13 protein-coding genes are annotated in these 17,408 nt (G+C 61.8%); 6 read left to right on the plus strand and 7 right to left on the minus strand.

Going from position 1 to position 17,408, the window contains the following annotated elements:
- The first annotated feature begins 169 nt into the window (after positions 1 to 169).
- The 4 genes from CRI93_RS04315 (at position 170) to CRI93_RS04330 (ending at position 7,105) form a co-directional block, all read left to right on the plus strand.
- Positions 170 to 529 carry a hypothetical protein gene (locus tag CRI93_RS04315; protein ID WP_098061383.1) on the plus strand — a complete coding sequence of 120 codons (360 nt, stop codon included), beginning with the start codon at positions 170 to 172 and terminating at the stop codon, positions 527 to 529.
- Between the two features lie 12 nt (positions 530 to 541).
- A complete protein-coding gene (locus CRI93_RS04320) occupies positions 542 to 1,045 on the plus strand; it encodes a cell division protein ZapA (protein ID WP_098061384.1) in 504 nt (167 codons plus the stop codon).
- A gap of 149 nt (positions 1,046 to 1,194) precedes the next feature.
- Positions 1,195 to 4,098: an excinuclease ABC subunit UvrA gene (gene uvrA, locus CRI93_RS04325; RefSeq protein WP_098061385.1), complete on the plus strand. Its 2,904-nt coding sequence runs from the start codon at positions 1,195 to 1,197 to the stop codon at positions 4,096 to 4,098.
- A 211-nt stretch (positions 4,099 to 4,309) separates the two neighbouring features.
- Positions 4,310 to 7,105 carry an alpha/beta hydrolase family protein gene (locus tag CRI93_RS04330; RefSeq protein ID WP_176521678.1) on the plus strand — a complete coding sequence of 932 codons (2,796 nt, stop codon included), beginning with the start codon at positions 4,310 to 4,312 and terminating at the stop codon, positions 7,103 to 7,105.
- Positions 7,106 to 7,335: 230 nt separating this feature from the next.
- Here the strand turns inward: CRI93_RS04330 and CRI93_RS04335 are convergent, their stop codons facing one another.
- The 3 genes from CRI93_RS04335 to CRI93_RS15315 all read right to left on the minus strand — a co-directional run bounded on the left by CRI93_RS04335 (position 7,336) and on the right by CRI93_RS15315 (position 9,084).
- On the minus strand, positions 7,336 to 7,782 hold the full coding sequence (locus CRI93_RS04335) for an SRPBCC family protein (protein ID WP_098061387.1): 447 nt from the start codon (positions 7,780 to 7,782) through the stop codon (positions 7,336 to 7,338).
- 84 nt (positions 7,783 to 7,866) lie between these two features.
- Complete coding sequence (locus CRI93_RS04340; protein ID WP_098061388.1) at positions 7,867 to 8,391, minus strand: hypothetical protein; 525 nt, start codon at positions 8,389 to 8,391, stop codon at positions 7,867 to 7,869.
- A gap of 234 nt (positions 8,392 to 8,625) precedes the next feature.
- Complete coding sequence (locus tag CRI93_RS15315) at positions 8,626 to 9,084, minus strand: hypothetical protein (RefSeq protein ID WP_176521679.1); 459 nt, start codon at positions 9,082 to 9,084, stop codon at positions 8,626 to 8,628.
- A 276-nt stretch (positions 9,085 to 9,360) separates the two neighbouring features.
- Between CRI93_RS15315 and CRI93_RS04345 the strand changes: the two genes are divergently transcribed.
- Positions 9,361 to 10,854 (plus strand): glycosyltransferase, encoded by a 1,494-nt coding sequence (locus tag CRI93_RS04345; RefSeq protein WP_176521680.1) that lies wholly within the window; start codon positions 9,361 to 9,363, stop codon positions 10,852 to 10,854.
- Positions 10,855 to 10,930: 76 nt separating this feature from the next.
- Positions 10,931 to 11,722, plus strand: a complete 792-nt coding sequence (locus CRI93_RS04350; RefSeq protein WP_098061390.1) for a hypothetical protein — start codon at positions 10,931 to 10,933, stop codon at positions 11,720 to 11,722.
- A gap of 36 nt (positions 11,723 to 11,758) precedes the next feature.
- On the opposite strand, the gene CRI93_RS04355 is transcribed toward CRI93_RS04350, so the two are convergent.
- The 4 genes from CRI93_RS04355 to tsaE all read right to left on the minus strand — a co-directional run bounded on the left by CRI93_RS04355 (position 11,759) and on the right by tsaE (position 17,086).
- Positions 11,759 to 13,723 carry a hypothetical protein gene (locus CRI93_RS04355; protein ID WP_176521681.1) on the minus strand — a complete coding sequence of 655 codons (1,965 nt, stop codon included), beginning with the start codon at positions 13,721 to 13,723 and terminating at the stop codon, positions 11,759 to 11,761.
- A 94-nt stretch (positions 13,724 to 13,817) separates the two neighbouring features.
- The gene (locus CRI93_RS04360; protein WP_098061392.1) at positions 13,818 to 15,041 is read right to left on the minus strand and encodes a glycosyltransferase family 4 protein; all 1,224 of its coding nucleotides are present in this window, start codon (positions 15,039 to 15,041) and stop codon (positions 13,818 to 13,820) included.
- Between the two features lie 331 nt (positions 15,042 to 15,372).
- Positions 15,373 to 16,641 carry a bifunctional folylpolyglutamate synthase/dihydrofolate synthase gene (locus CRI93_RS04365; protein WP_098061393.1) on the minus strand — a complete coding sequence of 423 codons (1,269 nt, stop codon included), beginning with the start codon at positions 16,639 to 16,641 and terminating at the stop codon, positions 15,373 to 15,375.
- Entirely contained in the window at positions 16,634 to 17,086 is a 453-nt protein-coding gene (gene tsaE / locus CRI93_RS04370; RefSeq protein ID WP_098061394.1) for a tRNA (adenosine(37)-N6)-threonylcarbamoyltransferase complex ATPase subunit type 1 TsaE, read from the minus strand. Before tsaE ends, CRI93_RS04365 begins: the two co-directional genes overlap by 8 nt.
- Positions 17,087 to 17,408: the final 322 nt, after the last annotated feature.

Genomic DNA, 17,408 nt, shown 5'->3' on the forward strand with positions numbered 1-17,408 from the left:
TGGTGGATTTGCCGATTTTTTCCCACACTCGGCACATCCGCGATCATTAGCCGTAGAGGTGATTCATTGTTGGTCTCTTTTAGGGCAATAATACTACCTGCGCAAAGAGACCGAATGACCCCATTTGCATCCTGTACTCTCTACGCCCAGCGGCTTCTGGCCCCCTGCCATGACTGCTGAACCCGACTCTTCGATGAATGGTGCGTCGGCTCCGTTTGAGACCGACTCGATTCTCTACGCTCTGCCTGAATCTCTGCGTACGCCTGTGCAAACGCTTATTGCCCAGGTCGAAGCAGCCACCCGTCAGATTCAGGCGTTGCAAGCTGAGAATGAGCGGCTACGCGACCGCATTAAAACGCTGGAAAAACGCCGCGACGTTCCCCCCTCCGCGTTTGTGCTCTCGTTGGATGAGAACGACCCTGATGCCCTTGATGACGAACTGAGCGCACACATCGAAACAATTGACGCGCTCTTGGATGATCTGCCTACTCCTCATCCGCCTGCCGACGATGCCTCTTCTTCTGCATAGCCCGTTCTGGTTATGGCTACTCCCGACATGAAACCGATTTGCGTCCACATTATGGGCCACGAGTATGCATTGCGCGTGCGCAAGGGCGAAGAATCGACCACCCGCGAACTGGCTGAGCAGGTTAACGCACGCATGAAAGCGTTTAAAGAGGAGCACCCTGAGCAAGCCGAACTCACCACCTCGGTGATTACGGCGCTTGCTATGGCCGAGGAGCTCAACGACCTGCGCTCCGAGCTTGAATCGGTACGCCAGCAGGCCCAGTCTGCAAACGAGCAGGCGCAGGCGCTACAGCAACTGCTCACTCATCTGTCTGAGCAGATGGCCGAGACCCTGCCTTCAGGCGCCCTCCCCGTTGACCCAGACGTTACCCCGGCCCTGCCCTCCAACGACGATGCGCCCGAGGTGGCTTCCGCCTCCGATGGGCATGCCGACGCTGACGTGTCGCCTCCCGCCCCAGCTCTGGTTCCGGGCTCCAACACAGGCGGCTCAGAGTCATCCGAGGAAGACAAGACGTAGCTTCATCAGTGAGAATCGCGTCTGTCTCGTCCAGTGTGCCTATCCTTTACGACTCCGTCAAGTCTGCCCCGTAGCGGAGCGCATCTTACCGGGGCAGCTTGCGGTTTCGTGTTGTCCTGTTGCTTCGTTCTAACGCTGCCGCCTCCCCCATGACCAAAACGCTCGATACGGCACCTCCCCAAGACCCTGTCATTGCCAATGCCTCGGACGAGGCGCGCGAGAAAGCCCGCTCGCATATCGTGGTGCGCGGTGCACGGCAGCACAACCTGAAAAACATCGACCTGGACGTGCCCCGCGAAACGCTGACGGTGGTTACCGGGCCATCGGGATCTGGCAAATCGAGCCTGGCCTTCGATACAATCTACGCCGAAGGGCAGCGCCGCTATGTGGAAAGCCTCAGCGCCTACGCCCGGCAGTTTCTGGAGCGCATGGATAAGCCCGATGCCGATCTGATCACCGGCCTGGCTCCAGCCATTGCCATCGAGCAGAAGACCACAGCAAACAACCCGCGCTCGACGGTCGCCACGCAGACGGAGGTGTACGACCACCTGCGCCTGCTCTACGCCCGCATCGGCACCACGATTTCGCCGGTGAGTGGGCGGCCCGTCACCAAAGACACGCCCCGTAGCGTAGCGCGCTCGGTTGAAGAGGAGCTGGACGACGGCACGCGCTACTATCTGTGCTGCCCCGTGCCCGACCGCAGCCGGGCCCTGCGCGATGAACTGAAGAGCCTGCGCGAGCGCGGATTCTTTCGCATCTTGCTGCTCCCCACCGAAAACCAGGCCGAGCGCGGCGAGCAGCCCGAAGTGCTCGACTTGAACGACACGCCGCCGAGCAACGTCAACAACTACGGACGCAAGCGACTGCTCGTGCTCATCGACCGGCTCAAGGTGAAGCAGGGCAACGCCTCCGCCCGCACCCGTGTGGCCGAATCGGTGGAGCAGGCGTTCGATGTGGGCAACGGACGCTGCGTGGTGCAGGTGGCACGCCGCCGTGGCGATGACACCGACGGACCCGCGCCACAACTGCACTTCAGCGCGCGCTTCGAACGCGATGGCATGGAGTTCGAGGAGCCCACGCCGCTCATGTTCAGCTTTAACAGTCCAGTGGGCGCGTGCCCCGAGTGCCAGGGCTTTGGCCGCGTGCCGAGCCTGGACCCGGATCTGATCGTGCCCAACAAGGGACTCTCCATCCGCGAGGGGGCACTTGCACCCTTTCGCACGGACAAATGGAGCAAGCACTTCCGCAAGCTGATCCGCGTGGCCGCCGAAACCGGCATTGACATCGACTGCCCGTACCGTGAGCTCGACGACTGGGAGCTCGACATCATCTGGGACGGCCAGGATGAGTACATCGGCCTGAACGGCTTCTTCGAGTTTCTGAACGAGCGCTCGTACAAGACGCACTACCGCATCTTCCGATCGCGCTTTCGCGGCTACTCCACCTGCCCGGAGTGCAACGGCTACCGGCTGCGCGAAGACGCCTACTACGTCAAAATCAACGACACGCACATCGGCGAGGTGTGCGCAATGACCACCCGCGAGGCGTTCGACTTCTTTCAGGATATCGAGCTCTCTGAATACGAAGAGGAGGTCGCCGGGCGTGTTCTGGAGGAGCTGCGCACCCGCACCGAGTACCTGGTGGATGTCGGGCTTGACTACCTCACGTTCGACCGGCTCGCCCAGACGCTGAGCGGCGGCGAGAGCCAGCGAATCAACCTGTCGACCTCGCTCGGCTCCTCGCTCGTCGGCTCGCTCTATGTGCTCGACGAGCCCACCATCGGGCTGCACCCGCGCGACAACGACCGCCTTGTAGGCATTTTGCATCGCCTGCGCGACCTGGGCAATACCGTGCTGGTGGTGGAGCATGATCCGGTTACCATGGAGGCGGCGGATCATCTCATCGACATGGGCCCCGCCTCGGGCCAGTTTGGGGGCGAGGTGGTGTTTCAGGGCTCCCACAGCGAAATTCTCGACGACGAAGACTCGCTCACGGGCAAGTATCTGAGCGGACGCACCGCCATTCCGATTCCAGAAGAGCGGCGTGCTGCAGATCCCGACCGGATGCTCACTATCACCAACGCACGGCAGCACAACCTGAAGCACATCGATGTTGAGATTCCGCTCGACGGCATCGTGTGCGTAACGGGCGTATCGGGGTCGGGCAAGTCCACGCTCATTCAGCAGACCCTCTACGAAGGGCTGCATCGCCTCAAAGGCGGCAGCGGCGACGGCACCGTAGGTGCCCACGACGACATTCGTGGCCACACGCTCGTCGACGGGGTCGAGATGGTCGACCAGCAATCGATTGGGCGCACCCCGCGCTCCAACCCCGCCACCTATACCGGCGCGTTCGATGGCATCCGCAAGCTCTTTTCCAAGACGCGGCAAGCGCAGATTCATGGCTACGAACCCGGTTTCTTCAGCTTCAACGTTTCGGGCGGACGCTGCGAGTCGTGCAAGGGCGAGGGCGTGGTCAAAGTCGAGATGCAGTTTCTGGCCGACATCTACCTGGAGTGCGAGGCGTGCAATGGGCAGCGCTATAAGCAGGAAGTCTTGAACGTAACGTACAACGGCAAAAACATCGCCGACGTGCTGAACATGACGGTAGATGAAGCCGCCGACTTCTTCGAAGGCGAGCGTGCCGTCACGAACAAGCTGGAGGTGCTGCAAGACATCGGGCTGGGCTACCTCTCGCTGGGGCAGCCCTCCACCACGCTCAGTGGGGGCGAGGCGCAGCGCATCAAGCTGGCCTCGCACCTGGGCGGGCGCCACTCCGACCGCATGCTGTACATCTTCGATGAGCCGACCACCGGGCTGCACTTCGACGACATTCGCAAGCTGCTGAACGCGTTCGACCAGCTCGTAGAACACGGGCACTCAGTGCTCATTGTGGAGCACAACCTGGACGTTATCAAATACGCCGACCACGTCATCGATCTGGGTCCCGACGGCGGTGCAGAGGGCGGCGAAGTCGTCGTTACCGGCACACCCGAGGAGGTCGCGGCGCATCCTACCAGCCACACTGGACGGTTCTTGAAGGAGGTGGTGTGAGAGCATCTCTGCTCGACGCCGCGTTCCGTACAACTGTTTTCGGTTGTAAAGCGCAAATACAACCCGCATAGGTTGTGGCCAGCAGCAGGAGTCCAAATGACCACGTTCCGTTGCACAACGCGCCCACTCACCACATCGCCGTTGCGGCTTCCGCACCGTCTTTGTAGGTTGGATGCGACGTTTGCTCCCCCCACTGAACCTGGTGCTGTTGATGCGCACTGTTTCGCTCCGTACGTGCTGGACCCTCGCCCTCGGACTGCTGCTGGCCGTGTGCAGTGGCCCCCTCGCCACCGCCCAGCAGGCACTCGACCACGACGACTACGCCATCTGGAACCAGATGCACACGCAAGCCCTGGCCCCCGACGGCGAATCGGTGCTCTACGTGCTGGGTCCTGAGCATGGCGACGACACCCTGCGCGTGGCTCAGCCCGACGGCACCCACTTGCTGGATGTGCCGCGCAGCACGCACGATGCTCAGTTTACGGCGAACAGCCAGCATGTCATCACGCGCATCGTGCCGCCCACTGACGCTGAAGACGACGACGCCCCCGACTCGCTCGCTGTGGCCTCCATCGATACCGGCGAGGTGGAGCGCATCCCCGACATCGCCTCGTTCCGGCTGCCCGAAGAGAGTGGCGACTGGATCGCGTATCGCCACGCCGACACGACCAATGCAGACAACACATCTGAAAACGCTGACCCCGACACCTCCGACACCCGCGCGGACGCCGGGTCTACACTGGTCCTGCGTTCGCTGGAGAGTGGTGAGGAACGCACCTACGAGCACGCAACCGACGAGTACGCCTTCTCGCCCGATGGCGCCTGGCTCGTCTTTGCCCGCGCTACGCCCGACAGCACCGGCGACGGCGTCTTTGCCGTGCCCACCCAAACCGGCGATGTGCGTCCGCTGCTTACCGGCCCCGGCAGCTACACCAACCTCACCATCGACGAAGACAGCGAGCAGGTTGCCTTCCTCACCAACCGCGACGACGTCGAATCTGAAGCTATCGAGGCCGATGCGCCAGCCCACACGCTCTACCGCGCCGCCCTTGCTGAAGATGCAGAGCGCATTGCCGGGTGGCAAGCCGACGGCCTCCCCGATAACTGGTGGGTGAGCGAGCACGGATCGCTCTCGTTCTCGGACGACGGTACGCGCCTGTTCTTCGGCACGGCTCCACAGCCTGCTCCCGATACTACCGCCACGCTCGTAGGCGAGCCCGTGCAGGTCGACATCTGGCACTGGCAAGACGAACGTCCGCAGAGCGTGCAGCTCAACGACCGCGAGGAGGAGTTGCAGCGCAGCTACCAGGCGGTGGTGCATCTCAATGACGACAACCGCATCGTACAACTGGCAACGGAAGACCGTCCCAACGTCGACGTAGGCAACAACGGAAACGCGGATCTTGCGGTGGCGAACACCAGTCGTCCGTACCAACAGGAAATGTCGTGGGACTTTCCGTCGTATCACGATGTCTATCTCGTTGATGTGAACACCGGCGCAGCGCGGCAGGTGCAGGAGCAGGTGCAGTACCCGGCCTCGCTCTCACCCGAAGCCGAATACCTGACGTGGTGGGACGGCACCGCCGAAACGTGGTGGGCGCAGTCCGTCGAGGCAGGCAGCACACCGATCGATCTGGGGCAGGCCATTAACGCACCGCTCTACAACGAAGACCACGACCGTCCGTATCCCCCCTTTCCGTATGGATCCGCAGGCTGGCTCACGGAGGACGAGGCATTTCTCATCTATGACCGCTTTGATGCCTGGGCGGTCGATCCGTCTTCGCCTGAGAACCCGACCAACCTCACAGGCGGTCTCGGACGCGCCGAATCGATGCAGTTTCGCATCCAACAGCTCGACGACGAGGCCGACACTCTCGACCCCGACGCTCCGCTGATGCTCCACGCCTTCAACACCGAAACCAAAGCCTCGGGCTACTACGAAGGCGCCGTGGATGGCGCCCCGCCCACCGAGCTCATTATGATGGACCGCCGCTTCTCGGGGCTTACACAGGCCGCCGACAGCGACCGCCTGCTCTACCAGCGCGAAGATGTGAGCGAGTTTCCCGATCTGTGGACCGCCACGCCCGACTTCGACGCCCCCGTGCAGATCAGCACCGCCAACCCGCAGCAGTCCAATTACCGGTGGAGCACCGCCGAACTCACGTCGTGGACGGCGCTCCATGGCGAAACGCTCGACGGCATCATCTACAAACCCGACGACTTCGACGCGGACGCCACGTATCCGCTCATGGTCTACTTCTACGAGCGCAACAGCGACAACCTGCACAATCATTGGGCCCCTGCGCCGCATCGCTCCATCATCAACCCCACGTTCTATGCCAGCCGCGGCTATGTCGTATTCGTGCCCGATATTGTGTACGAAGAGGGATACCCGGGCGAGAGCGCCTACAACAGCATCATGCCAGGCGTTACCGAGCTGGCCGATGCGCCATTTATCGACCGCGATCGCATTGGCGTACAGGGCCACAGCTGGGGTGGCTACCAGATTGCGTACATGATTACGCGCACCGACCTATTTGCAGCCGCGGAGGCTGGTGCCCCCGTATCCAACATGACGAGCGCGTACGGCGGCATCCGGCAGCGCACCGGGCGCAGCCGCATGTTTCAGTACGAGCAGACGCAGAGCCGCATTGGCGGTTCGCTGTGGGAGTACCCCACCCGCTACTGGGAAAACTCGCCGCTTTTCTATGCCGACCGCATCGACACGCCGCTCATGATGATGCACAACGATGAAGACGGTGCCGTGCCGTTTGAGCAGGGCGTGGAAATGTTCATGGCAATGCGCCGGCTGGGCAAGCCCGCCTGGCTCATCAACTACAACGGGCAGCCGCACTGGCCCACCGAGTATCACCTGAAGGTGGACTGGCAGCGGCGCATGCAGCAGTTCTTTGACCACTACCTGATGAATGCCGACGCGCCCCCCTGGCTCGATGAAGGCATCCCGGCTACCGAGAAAGGCCGCACGCTGGGCTATGAGGTGGAGTAAGTCCGTGCCGGGCGACGTGCCCCGACACAACCCAACATAATCAATACAAGATGAAGCTATTGCTTTCTCACAGATAAGCGTTTGGGTCAAACCGAGATCGCTACGCGTGCCGTGCCGTCCCAAACAGTTCCCGCCAAACGCCGAGGAGATGGTTCGACTGCGCTCACCATGACACGCTTCGTTGGGGGAATGATGCCAGGGTAACCATCAAAATGAGGGTTGGCACAGCACTATGCGTTATGCGCCGTCTCCAGTTGATCTTTCAGGTTGGCAAGTAGCGTGCGGACCTCGCGCTCATTGTAGCGGCGCGCCACGGCTTCCGCGGCTTTCTGCAGCACCGGCACTGGGATTTCGTACATCGCTTCGTAAATGAGACGGGAGCGCTCCTTGGCAAGCGACGTAAACGTCCATGCAATTTCGCCACCGAGGTCGCCTTCCATGGCAAACACAATACGATTGGGTGGGTCGTATGTGGTAGCGCGGACTTCCCCCTCAAACGCGATGCCCAGAAAGCTGTAAGTGTAGGCAGCGCGCGAGCCGCCATTCGGAAGCCGCTCAATAAGCTCCGAACGCACCAGGCTGGGTGTAATCTCGGCTTGATGCGCCGGTTCGTCCATGTATGCAAATGCGTCGCTGCGCGGGACAGAAAGGTCGACTTGATCACGCACGCGTACCATAACTTAAAGCTGTTTGGAGATCACATTCTGGCGAAGGGGATAAACCTCCACCACGCGCAATCAGCACGCTATGCAGCCCACTGGCTACGCGTCCTCGTCGCGCACCACGTCAAACATCGATCCGGATGTGGACTCAGACGCATCGGACGCCTCTTCTTCCACATTGGCGGACTGCTGGAGCGCGCTCATGGCTTCGTTCATGAGCGACTCGGTGTCGGGCGCTGTATCATCTGTATCGTCCTCTGTATCGTCTGTGGCATCACCCCGTATCGCACTCAACCGGTTGCTCATGCGGCGCAGGCGGTCGGCAGCCGTGTCGGTATCTGCGTCTTTCGTTTCGGCTGCTGTCGTAGATGTATCTCGCTTCGTCCTGTTGGCTGCAGCACTGTCAGGGACAGCAGAAGACCTTTTGTCTTGGGTTACAGCCTGCTCGGGGTGACGATGCACATCGATAAGGGTTGCAAGCACTTCATCGACGGAGCACTTCTGTTCGCTGGCCTGCTTTGCAAGCCACGACCAGAGCCGCTGCGGAAGCGTTACATCGCGCGTGTCGAGCGCATTGAGGGCGTTCTGCGTTGCGCTTGCTGAGGAGGGAGAGGTATGGGCCATAACAGAGAGCGGAGCCAAGCGTGAAGAGCAATTGCACGTGCGCTGCTGCGTGGACACGTAGCAGTTGGTAGAGCCACGTGCTGAATTACGATGCATTACAGTAGTGTGATGTGCAGTCCACTGAGTGATAACTCTCTGGGCCTGTGGTGTTTGTACCAATGTGTTGACAGTCTCTCTACAGCGTTACACTCAGGTAATTTGTAGTCCCCACCGCTCAATCTTTCTCAGCTTGTGCTATTGCGATCGTACATGAGAGGGTAGTTCATCGGGAGCGGGCACCGCGTGCCAGTGTCCCTGCACTGTAACGCGCGGTGCCGTCTGTCCACGAAGGGTTAGCGTAGCATGTACCCGCCCCACATGATCGGTAGGCGTAGCCCGCTCCACATGCAGCGTGCCTGCCTGCGCCTCAAACGTGCCCTGTGTGCCATATGCCATGAAGAGCGAAGCCGCCAACGGATCAGTAACGCGCGGCGCAGGGCGATATGCATCGTCGGTTGCTTCTTTCTGCACCGCCTGCATCAGCGCATGAGGAACGAGCGTGTATGTAGGAGCAGGTGCCTCGCTACGCATCCAATGAACCGACCACCCAATAGAGTCGGCATCCAACTCAAGGCCCGGCTCTGTAGATGTTGTATCGCGCAGGTACGCTGCGCCGCGCACGGTGTCTTGCACAGCCCCGTCAACATACATCACGAATGCACCTCGTGCCACGCCATTGCCCGAGGGTGCCTCGCTGGTACACGCAGCTATCCCCAGAGCACTACATATACAGAGAAGGAGCATGCGTCCCCACGCTCCGTGCATTCCTGCCCTACGTGCAGCCATGCTTTCGTTCAGGTTGGTTTACTAAATACTGGACTCGCCTATACCAACAGCCGGGCCCACCGATTCCTACCTGGCTGTTCCGAATCAGAACCCCCTGCAGTCCGTGCACACTGTCCTCGTATTCTTGCAAGAACGCTGCCTCGCATGACCGGCCTCGACGTACTCGCTGTGGGCGTGGCCGTGGGCTACACGGCCTGCCTGGTAGTCCTTACGCTGTTCGGACTGCACTGGGGCTGGTGGGCCTGGATACGCCGACAGTACCGTTCCCCCAATGCCTCGTCCCCACCCACCTGGCCTGCTGTTACCGTACAGATCCCGCTCTACAACGAGCCGCGTCTGGCCACCCGCGTGATCGACGCCTGCGCACAGCTCGACTATCCGGCGGACCGCCTCCACATCCAGGTGCTCGACGACTCGACCGATGCCACTTCGCAGCGCGTGGCCGAACGCATTGCCTACTGGCAGCAGCGCGGATGCTCCATTACGCATGTGCAGCGCACGCACCGTACCGGATACAAAGCCGGGGCCCTTGCCCACGGTCTTCGGCACACCACCGCCCCCTTCGTAGCTGTGTTCGATGCTGATTTCGTACCGCCGCCTCATTTCCTGAAGCGCCTGCTGCCCCACTTTTCTACACCGGATACAGGACTCGTGCAGGCCCGATGGGCCCACCTCAACCCCGATACCTCATGGCACACCCAGAGTCAGGCCGTGGGCCTGAATGCCCACTTTGCACTCGAACAGGCCGGACGCTATGCCGGAGGCTATTTCATGCACTTCAACGGCACAGCTGGCATCTGGCGGCGGGCCTGTATCGAAGACGCCGGGGGCTGGTCGGCTGATACGCTCACCGAGGATCTGGACTTAAGTTATCGAGCCCAACTGGCCGGGTGGCAGCTCCGCTACGTGAATGACGTAGCCGTACCGGCCGAGCTGCCCCGCACCGTATCCGCCTGGCGCACCCAGCAGTTTCGGTGGACGAAGGGGGCCATCGAAACGGCACGCAAGCTGCTACGTCCGTTGTGGCGATCTTCGCAGCGCCTCGGACACAAGATTGCAGGCAGCGCCCACCTGCTGGCGCATCTGGCGTTTCCAGCTATTGTAGGAACGGCACTGCTGCACACGCCCTTACTGGTGCTGGCCATGTACAGTCCCGCCGTGTCGAATACGTATCTGGGTATGCTGGCAGTGGGTGGGGTTGGCTTTGCCGCATTTGCTACAGCTGTATGGACGGCCCAGCGTGTGCTTGGCTCTTCGCGATGGCGCACCGCGCGCACACTCCCCCTTTTTCTTCTCGGATCAATGGGACTGGCCGTCAACAACACGCAGGCGGTGTACGCTGCGCTAACCCGCGTATCTATACCGTTTCGGCGTACGCCCAAAGGCGGCGCACCGCCATCGCGCTCGTCGGTCCGCACCTGGACGGGTGAGCTGCTACTGGGACTCTATAGCGCGGCGGGGCTGGGCGTGCTGTTGCATCAGCAGATCTGGAGCGGCGTACCCTTTCAAAGTGCACTGGCGCTAACTTTTTTGCTTATGGCCGGTACCGACTTGTGGGAGCGCATTCAGGCGCCTCAAGACACAGCACCGCCCGAAGCGCTGTGCAAAGAGACTGCAAACCCCACGCCCCCCCTTTGAAAGACGCGGTCCCCGTCGTACGTTAAGAGATACGCGGGCCCGAATGAGGCCTCCTCCGTTGGTGATCTCTACGCTCATGGCTGCTTCCGTCATTCAAGACGCTCTCGAATTGCTCCGTACCCAGTCGGTCGTCGAGGCCATCGATTGCCTCGAAGCTGCGGTGGTTGAGACTCCGGCCTACCCGGCGGCCTACGTGCTCCTGGCCCGCGCCTACGAGGCGCGCAAGAACTGGGGGGCGGCACGCTCAGCGTGGGATCAGGCCTACGTGCTCATGCCGCACAGCCCAACGGTGCAAGACGGACGCACACGGGTGCGGTCGCTCATTCGCAAGCAGCGCCGGGCCGAGGCCTCCTCAGATCGCCCCGCTTCCCCGGACGCACCCCGTTCGCAGCAGGATGCAGACGCCCCATCCGCTACGCCGTCTAACGCCCCAACCGACGAGGCTTTGCCTTCGCTGTCCATGGACGACGGGCCCGCTGACCTGGAGGCACTCCGCGCGCAGGCCGATCAAGCGGCTCAGGACCACGCCGCAGCCGCATTCGATAGCGAGGCGCCTTCTTCAGCCGAAGCGCTTGACCAGATTGACGACGACCTGGATGCGCTCATCGAGGAGCTGCAGTCCGCACGCATCCGTCCCGACCCGAACATCGACGACCTCCCCCCCGATGAGCTCGACGACGACATTGACGACATGGTGTCGGAAACGCTCGCCCGCATCTACGCTTCGCAGGGCGCCTATCACGAGGCTGCCCGCGTGTATGTGCAACTGGCTGCTCAAGAGCCCGATCGGTCAGAGGAGCGGTTGCGCGAGGCCTCCAAGATGCGCCAAAAGGCCCGGGCCCAGGACGACTCATCTGGGGAGCAATAGCGATCCGCTCCGATAAGGCGCTTTCGCCTGTCCCCATCAGGACGACGATTGAGGGGAGGCCATCTCGTCTGTTGTAGAAGTGTCGTGCGCTGACGCGGCATGGTGCTCCTTGCGCGTCATGCCATCTCCGTTGGGCGCCTGCAGTTGAATCGGAGCAGCCGGGTGCAGATCCAAAGCAAAGAGCCGACACGCCATGCCCGCTTCCACACAGATGCGGAGCAGCTCGCGTTGGGTATCTCTATCGGTCGAAAATGTAGGGACAATCAGCTCGTCGGCATCGTAGCTGCCGCTGATGGACGCCAGCTCGTCTGGCGTGCCTACGACCGAGAGGCCCTGCACATGCATCCCCACGCGATTGGCGTCGGCATCGACGAACCCGACAGCGGTGCGGTGGAGCGTGTCATCTTCGCGCAGATGGCGCAGCGCCAGCACGCTTGCGCTATCGCTTCCATAGATGAGTACCCGTTTTCCATTCGAACGCTGGGCGGCCAGATACTGGCGCATCCCCCGAAAGCCAAACCGAATGCCTGCAATGGATGCGGTCGTCACCATCCAGTCAAGAATTACGAGCGCAGGCGAGAGCGTGGCCCCATGCCCCAGCAATAGAATCCCCACAACGAGCACGGCCGATGCCGCTGTGGAGCCCATCACCAAGCGCACAAACTCGGACGTGCCGGCGTGGCGCCAGATGCCGTGGTATAACCCACACAGGTAGAACACGGTCACTTTCACGGTCATGACGGCCGGTAGAATACGCAGCATCAGGTTGTCGTAGGGCGCAGGCGGGGCGCCATCGAACCGCAGGTGAAAGGCCAGCACGAGTGCAGCACCTACGAGAAGCAGGTCGGCCATTGTGCCCACGATAGACTTCCAGTAGGGGCCGCCCGCTACCGCTTGCATCACCGCCCCAAACTTCTGGCTGGCAGTTTTCCGTTCTACGCGAAGTGGAATGTCGATCCGTGGGTAGTGCGTGGCTCCTGCCAGATACAGACCGAGCAGTACAAATCCGGCCCCTGCGAACAACATGAGCGCAATGAAGAGCGGAGTCGTCACCCAGTATAGCATGAGCGCGCCCCCCGCAAACACCGCAGCGATGCTCCACAGCAGCAGCACAGTCTGCCGCTCCGACAGTCCCAGAAGCACGAGCCGGTGCATGGTGTGGTCGTTGCCCCCCTCGGTAATGGGGCGATCATTTAGAATGCGCGTGATGGTTACAAAGCTGGTGTCGAAGATCGGGACGGCGAGCACGGCCACCGGCACCAGCGTAGCAGCCAGCGGCTCGCCCATGCCCTGCACGGTAAGCGCCAGCGTAGCCAGCACAAAGCCAAGCAGCAGGCTGCCGCAATCGCCCATGAAGACCCGCGCTGGCTTGAAGTTAAACACCAGAAATCCGATGGTGGCCCCCATCACAACAACCGACACCGCCGCCACACCGGGCACCCCCACCAGCCAGGCAATCGTTGCCAGAACCGCGGTAGCCACAGCGGTAAGTCCGGCCGCAAGCCCATCCATGCCGTCAATGAGATTCACTGCATTGGTAACACCCACCACCCAGAGGAACGTTAGGGGAATGTGGATCCAGAAGGGCGCGCTGTTCCAGAAGGCAAACCCCGCGTAGAGCAAAAGCGACGTTGCAACGATCTGCACAACGAGCTTGGCCTCGGGCCGGATGTCGATCAGGTCGTCGGCGAGGCCCGAGGCAAACACGAGCGTTATAGCCAGCCAGACGGGCCAGGCATACACCTCAAGAAGCCCGGTGGCAACAATTCCCGTGGCAATTGCCCCAAACACCGCAATGCCGCCCATGAGCGCAACCGGCGTGGAATGCCAGCGGTCGTTGGCAGGCCAGTCGAGCCATCCAAGGCGGCGTGCACCAAAAATGACGAGCGGCGTAAAGGCAAGCGCAGCAAGCAGGGCAATGCTGCCTCCCATCACCAGGCGGTGCCCGGCGGTATCCCCCAGAAACAACCCGTGTAGTTCAGCAAGTAGTGATGTCAACATACCGGAATGCAAGCTATGAAGCAGGGCCGATACGGAGTACCGAATCGGCGTTAGTGTCGTGGCCGCCCCTTCTGTACCGGTGGGGATCTCCCGGTTATGTAACAGCGGCCGTGCGGCTACGAATGCATGTGTGCAACGTGCGTTCAAATGCGGATGCGGCCTCCGAGGCCGCATCCGCAACCACGGCCCGCGCCCGATTCCCAGCGGCGGTGCGGCGCTCAGCATCGGCATACCACGTTTCAAGTTCGCGGGCCAGCGCACGCCCTGTAGGCTGCGGCAGCACCGCTCCGCAGTCATGATCGCGCAAGACGCGTGCCGCCTCACTGCCTGCTGGCCCCAAGAACAGCGCCGGACGCCCGGCGGCCAGCACGCCGTACAGCTTGCTGGGTACCACAAGGCCCTCCAACTTCGGCTGCATTGTAACCAGGTGCACGTCGGCGGCGCTTAGGCTGTGGGCCAGTGTCTCAAACGGTTGATACGGAAAGAATCGGACATTGTCCAGCTCGCGCTCGCGGACGCGCGCCTGTAGTTCTGCCTTGCGGGGACCTTCGCCGACGAGGGCAAGCACTGCGTGCGGCACCGTGTCGTGTAGATAGGTGGCTGCCTTCAAGACCGCATCGAACGGATGCGCCAGCCCCATATTGCCGGAGTACATCACAACAAATGCATCCTCCAGCCCATGCTCGGCACGGAACGTGTTTTCGTGGTGCGGCACCGGATGTACCGACTCGGGCGGCCAGTTCGGAACCACGCGCGTGCGCTGCTCGGGATAGCCACGTGCCACAATGCGCTGCTGCATACAGCGGCCCACCGTAACAACCCGGGCATGCTGATGCAATGCTGCCGTCGATACGCGCCGCAGCCCACCCGCCAGCCAGCCGTTCTTGGAGATCACACCCAGCTCCTCGGCCACCTCCGGGTACACGTCTTGCGCCCAGTGCACCGCCGGTACGTTCCATATGCGGCTTAGCAGTGCGCTCACTACCAGTTGCAGCGGCGGGTCGGTCTTCGACACGATTACGTCGGGACGCGGCAGGCGCAGGGCCCGCGCTACAAAAGCCGGATACAGCGAGGCGTAGGCCAGTCCGCGCCTCCAGGTGCTGGCGCGCGTAAACTTCAGGGCCGACACGCGTTCTACCCGCACACCATTGCGATACGCTGACGGGGGCGCATCCTCTGCGGGACCGGCAACAACAGTTACGTTCCAGCCGCGCGTTACAAGACGCTCGGCCAACTCAGCCAAAATGGCGCCTGTGGCCCCTGTATTGGGCGGATACACGCGGTTCGTAAAAAGCACATGGGGGGATTGCGTATCCAACAGAGAAGCAGGAATGAGGAGAAGGATGCGTGCGCGTAGAAAACTGCCATAGTCGTCTTAACAAGGCACCGCCAACATAAGATGCACACACTGAACATGAAAGAAGGTTCATCTGGTCAGAAGCGCTTTCATTCCCCAAAAATAAACGATTTTAGGCGTAGGTCACGACATGGTGGTGCCGATTTCCCATCCGTCACCTCGCCACTGGACATGCCGGAGCGGCACCATCGGATAAAGGGAACAGACTCTTTTGTCGGAGTGAGTATCACATACCCTGTCGCCAATATCGTATCGGCATGTCCGATCGTCTCATGAGATGCAACATCGCACGTTACAGCGGACGCAATGCCGGAGCCAGTTCGCCTACCGTGTAGTGCGATCCGGTAACAAGCAGGAGGTCTTCGGGAGAGGCCGTGTGCTGAAAGTAATCGACGTGGGTCATTAGCGAAGCCGGAGCGCGCGTTGACCAGCCACGGGCCTGGCACGCATCAGCAAGGGCCTCTGCCGGCAGGGCCCGGTCGGTGGGTACCTCAACGGGCCACACCGTATCGATTCCACGATCGTCCAGCGCATCGAGCAACGCGCTGAGCGGCTTGTCGCGCATCACCCCCAGCGCCACGATGCAGCATCCGGGGCAGTGGGGCAGTGCCGTGCATGCTGCCGCCAGCCCCGCCGGGTTGTGTGCCACATCAATCCACACGGGTGGATGCACAGCCAGACGTTCCATACGCCCATGCAATCCGGCATACGCACGCACGGCGCCCAGTCCGCTGGCTACGGCATTGGAGGTGAGGCGCACCGCCGGGTGCAGCTCCAGCGCCCGCACCGCGCAGGCCGCGTTCTGCTGCTGATGCACACCCGGCAGGTCCAGGTCGGGCACGGCGTAGCAGGCACGCGGCGTGATGAGCGTGCGGCGGGCCTCGTTCCAGCGTGTCGTGGCGGCGGTGCGGTGCAAAACAGCCCCACGCGCCGATGCTTGTTTCTGGAGGGCAGACTCAGCTTCATTGGAAAGCGGGCCCAGCACCACGGGCTGCCCCGCTCGCATGATGCCGCCTTTTTCTTGGGCGATCTTCGCCTCCGTATCCCCCAGAAGCGCCGTATGCTCCAGCGCAATTGATGTGATGATGGCAACCTCGGCCTCTACCACATTGGTCGCATCCAGCCGCCCGCCCAGCCCCACTTCAACCACCGCCAGGTCCACGCTTTCACGAGCAAAGTATTGTAAGCTGAGCGCCACCGTCGCCTCAAAGAAGCTGGGTTCGATGCGATCGAACGCGGGCTGCGCTTCCGCAATCATGGCGCGGAGCGTGTCGTCAGGGATCGGCGTGCCGTCAATGCGCATCCGCTCGGCCACCGACCACAGGTGCGGCGACGTGTGCAGCCCCACCCGATAACCCGCCGCCTGTGCAATGGCGGCACTCATAGCGGCGGTAGAGCCTTTGCCATTGGTACCCGCAATGTGCAACGTGGGTAGGTCGTCAAGGCGGATGCCGAGCGCATCGATGAGTGCCTGCATCCGGTCGAGGCCCGGCTTGTAGCTGTCGTCATCGGTGCCGGCGTAGCGGGGCAGCGCGTGGAGTGCGTCGATAGGGTCAGTCATGGCACGTTTGCCTGATTCGGCGCGTGGTGCGGGTTTCGTGCGTAAGCTGCAGGTGCAGTGCGGTGTCGGGCAGCAGCTCGCCCATCCGGCTGGGCCATTCGATGCAGCAGACGCCCTCGCCGTACAGGTAGGTGTCGGCGCCCATCTCGTACAGCTCTGCCGGGTCGCCAAGGCGGTACGCGTCGATGTGATACAGCGGCAGCCGCCCGCCTTCGTGCACATGCACCAGCGTGAAGGTAGGACTACGAATATCGGCGGGGTTGTATCCCAATCCCGCACCGATTCCTTTTACCAGATGTGTCTTCCCGGCCCCCAGGTCGCCATGCAACGCTATCACATCGCCGGGCTGGACCCGCTCGGCCAGTTGCTCGCCCAACGCATGGGTCGCCTCGGGCGAGGTGCTCTGCAACGGCAACAGGTCGGTCCAGCGGTCAGATTCGGTCATAGGAGTGCGTCAAACAGATAGAGCCGATTGGTTTGCGGCAGGTGTGCTTCCCCTCCGTCAGCCATGATTTTAGTAGTCGAAACCTATTTTCTCTCAACGTGCGTCACCTTGAGCGCAGCAGATGCCCCGCATCTGCGCAGCCGAAAGGTCTCTCTCAATTTAGTAGGGCGCTCTATACCAGTGCATGCCTCGATAGTGGATAGACCGTGAGTGATAGCCCTCCTGATAAAAACATTGACAGGGATCTGCCAATCGAGTAGGAGATGGTTCGGCTCTCGGCTCCTTCGTCGCCTTCCGCTCACCATGACAGGCTTCGTTGGGG

It is taken from the genome of Longimonas halophila (assembly GCF_002554705.1).
Classification (GTDB): domain Bacteria; phylum Bacteroidota; class Rhodothermia; order Rhodothermales; family Salinibacteraceae; genus Longimonas; species Longimonas halophila.

What these genes read in the sequence shown, in the direction of transcription:
- tsaE (WP_098061394.1), bottom strand. Translation starts at nt 17,086, where the DNA reads ATGACCGAATCTGACCGCTGGACCGACCTGTTGCCGTTGCAGAGCACC.
- CRI93_RS04320 (WP_098061384.1), top strand. Translation starts at nt 542, where the DNA reads ATGGCTACTCCCGACATGAAACCGATTTGCGTCCACATTATGGGCCAC.
- CRI93_RS04315 (WP_098061383.1), top strand. Translation starts at nt 170, where the DNA reads ATGACTGCTGAACCCGACTCTTCGATGAATGGTGCGTCGGCTCCGTTT.
- uvrA (WP_098061385.1), top strand. Translation starts at nt 1,195, where the DNA reads ATGACCAAAACGCTCGATACGGCACCTCCCCAAGACCCTGTCATTGCC.
- CRI93_RS04340 (WP_098061388.1), bottom strand. Translation starts at nt 8,391, where the DNA reads ATGGCCCATACCTCTCCCTCCTCAGCAAGCGCAACGCAGAACGCCCTC.
- CRI93_RS04330 (WP_176521678.1), top strand. Translation starts at nt 4,310, where the DNA reads ATGCGCACTGTTTCGCTCCGTACGTGCTGGACCCTCGCCCTCGGACTG.
- CRI93_RS04365 (WP_098061393.1), bottom strand. Translation starts at nt 16,641, where the DNA reads ATGACTGACCCTATCGACGCACTCCACGCGCTGCCCCGCTACGCCGGC.
- CRI93_RS04350 (WP_098061390.1), top strand. Translation starts at nt 10,931, where the DNA reads ATGGCTGCTTCCGTCATTCAAGACGCTCTCGAATTGCTCCGTACCCAG.
- CRI93_RS04345 (WP_176521680.1), top strand. Translation starts at nt 9,361, where the DNA reads ATGACCGGCCTCGACGTACTCGCTGTGGGCGTGGCCGTGGGCTACACG.
- CRI93_RS04355 (WP_176521681.1), bottom strand. Translation starts at nt 13,723, where the DNA reads ATGTTGACATCACTACTTGCTGAACTACACGGGTTGTTTCTGGGGGAT.
- CRI93_RS04335 (WP_098061387.1), bottom strand. Translation starts at nt 7,782, where the DNA reads ATGGTACGCGTGCGTGATCAAGTCGACCTTTCTGTCCCGCGCAGCGAC.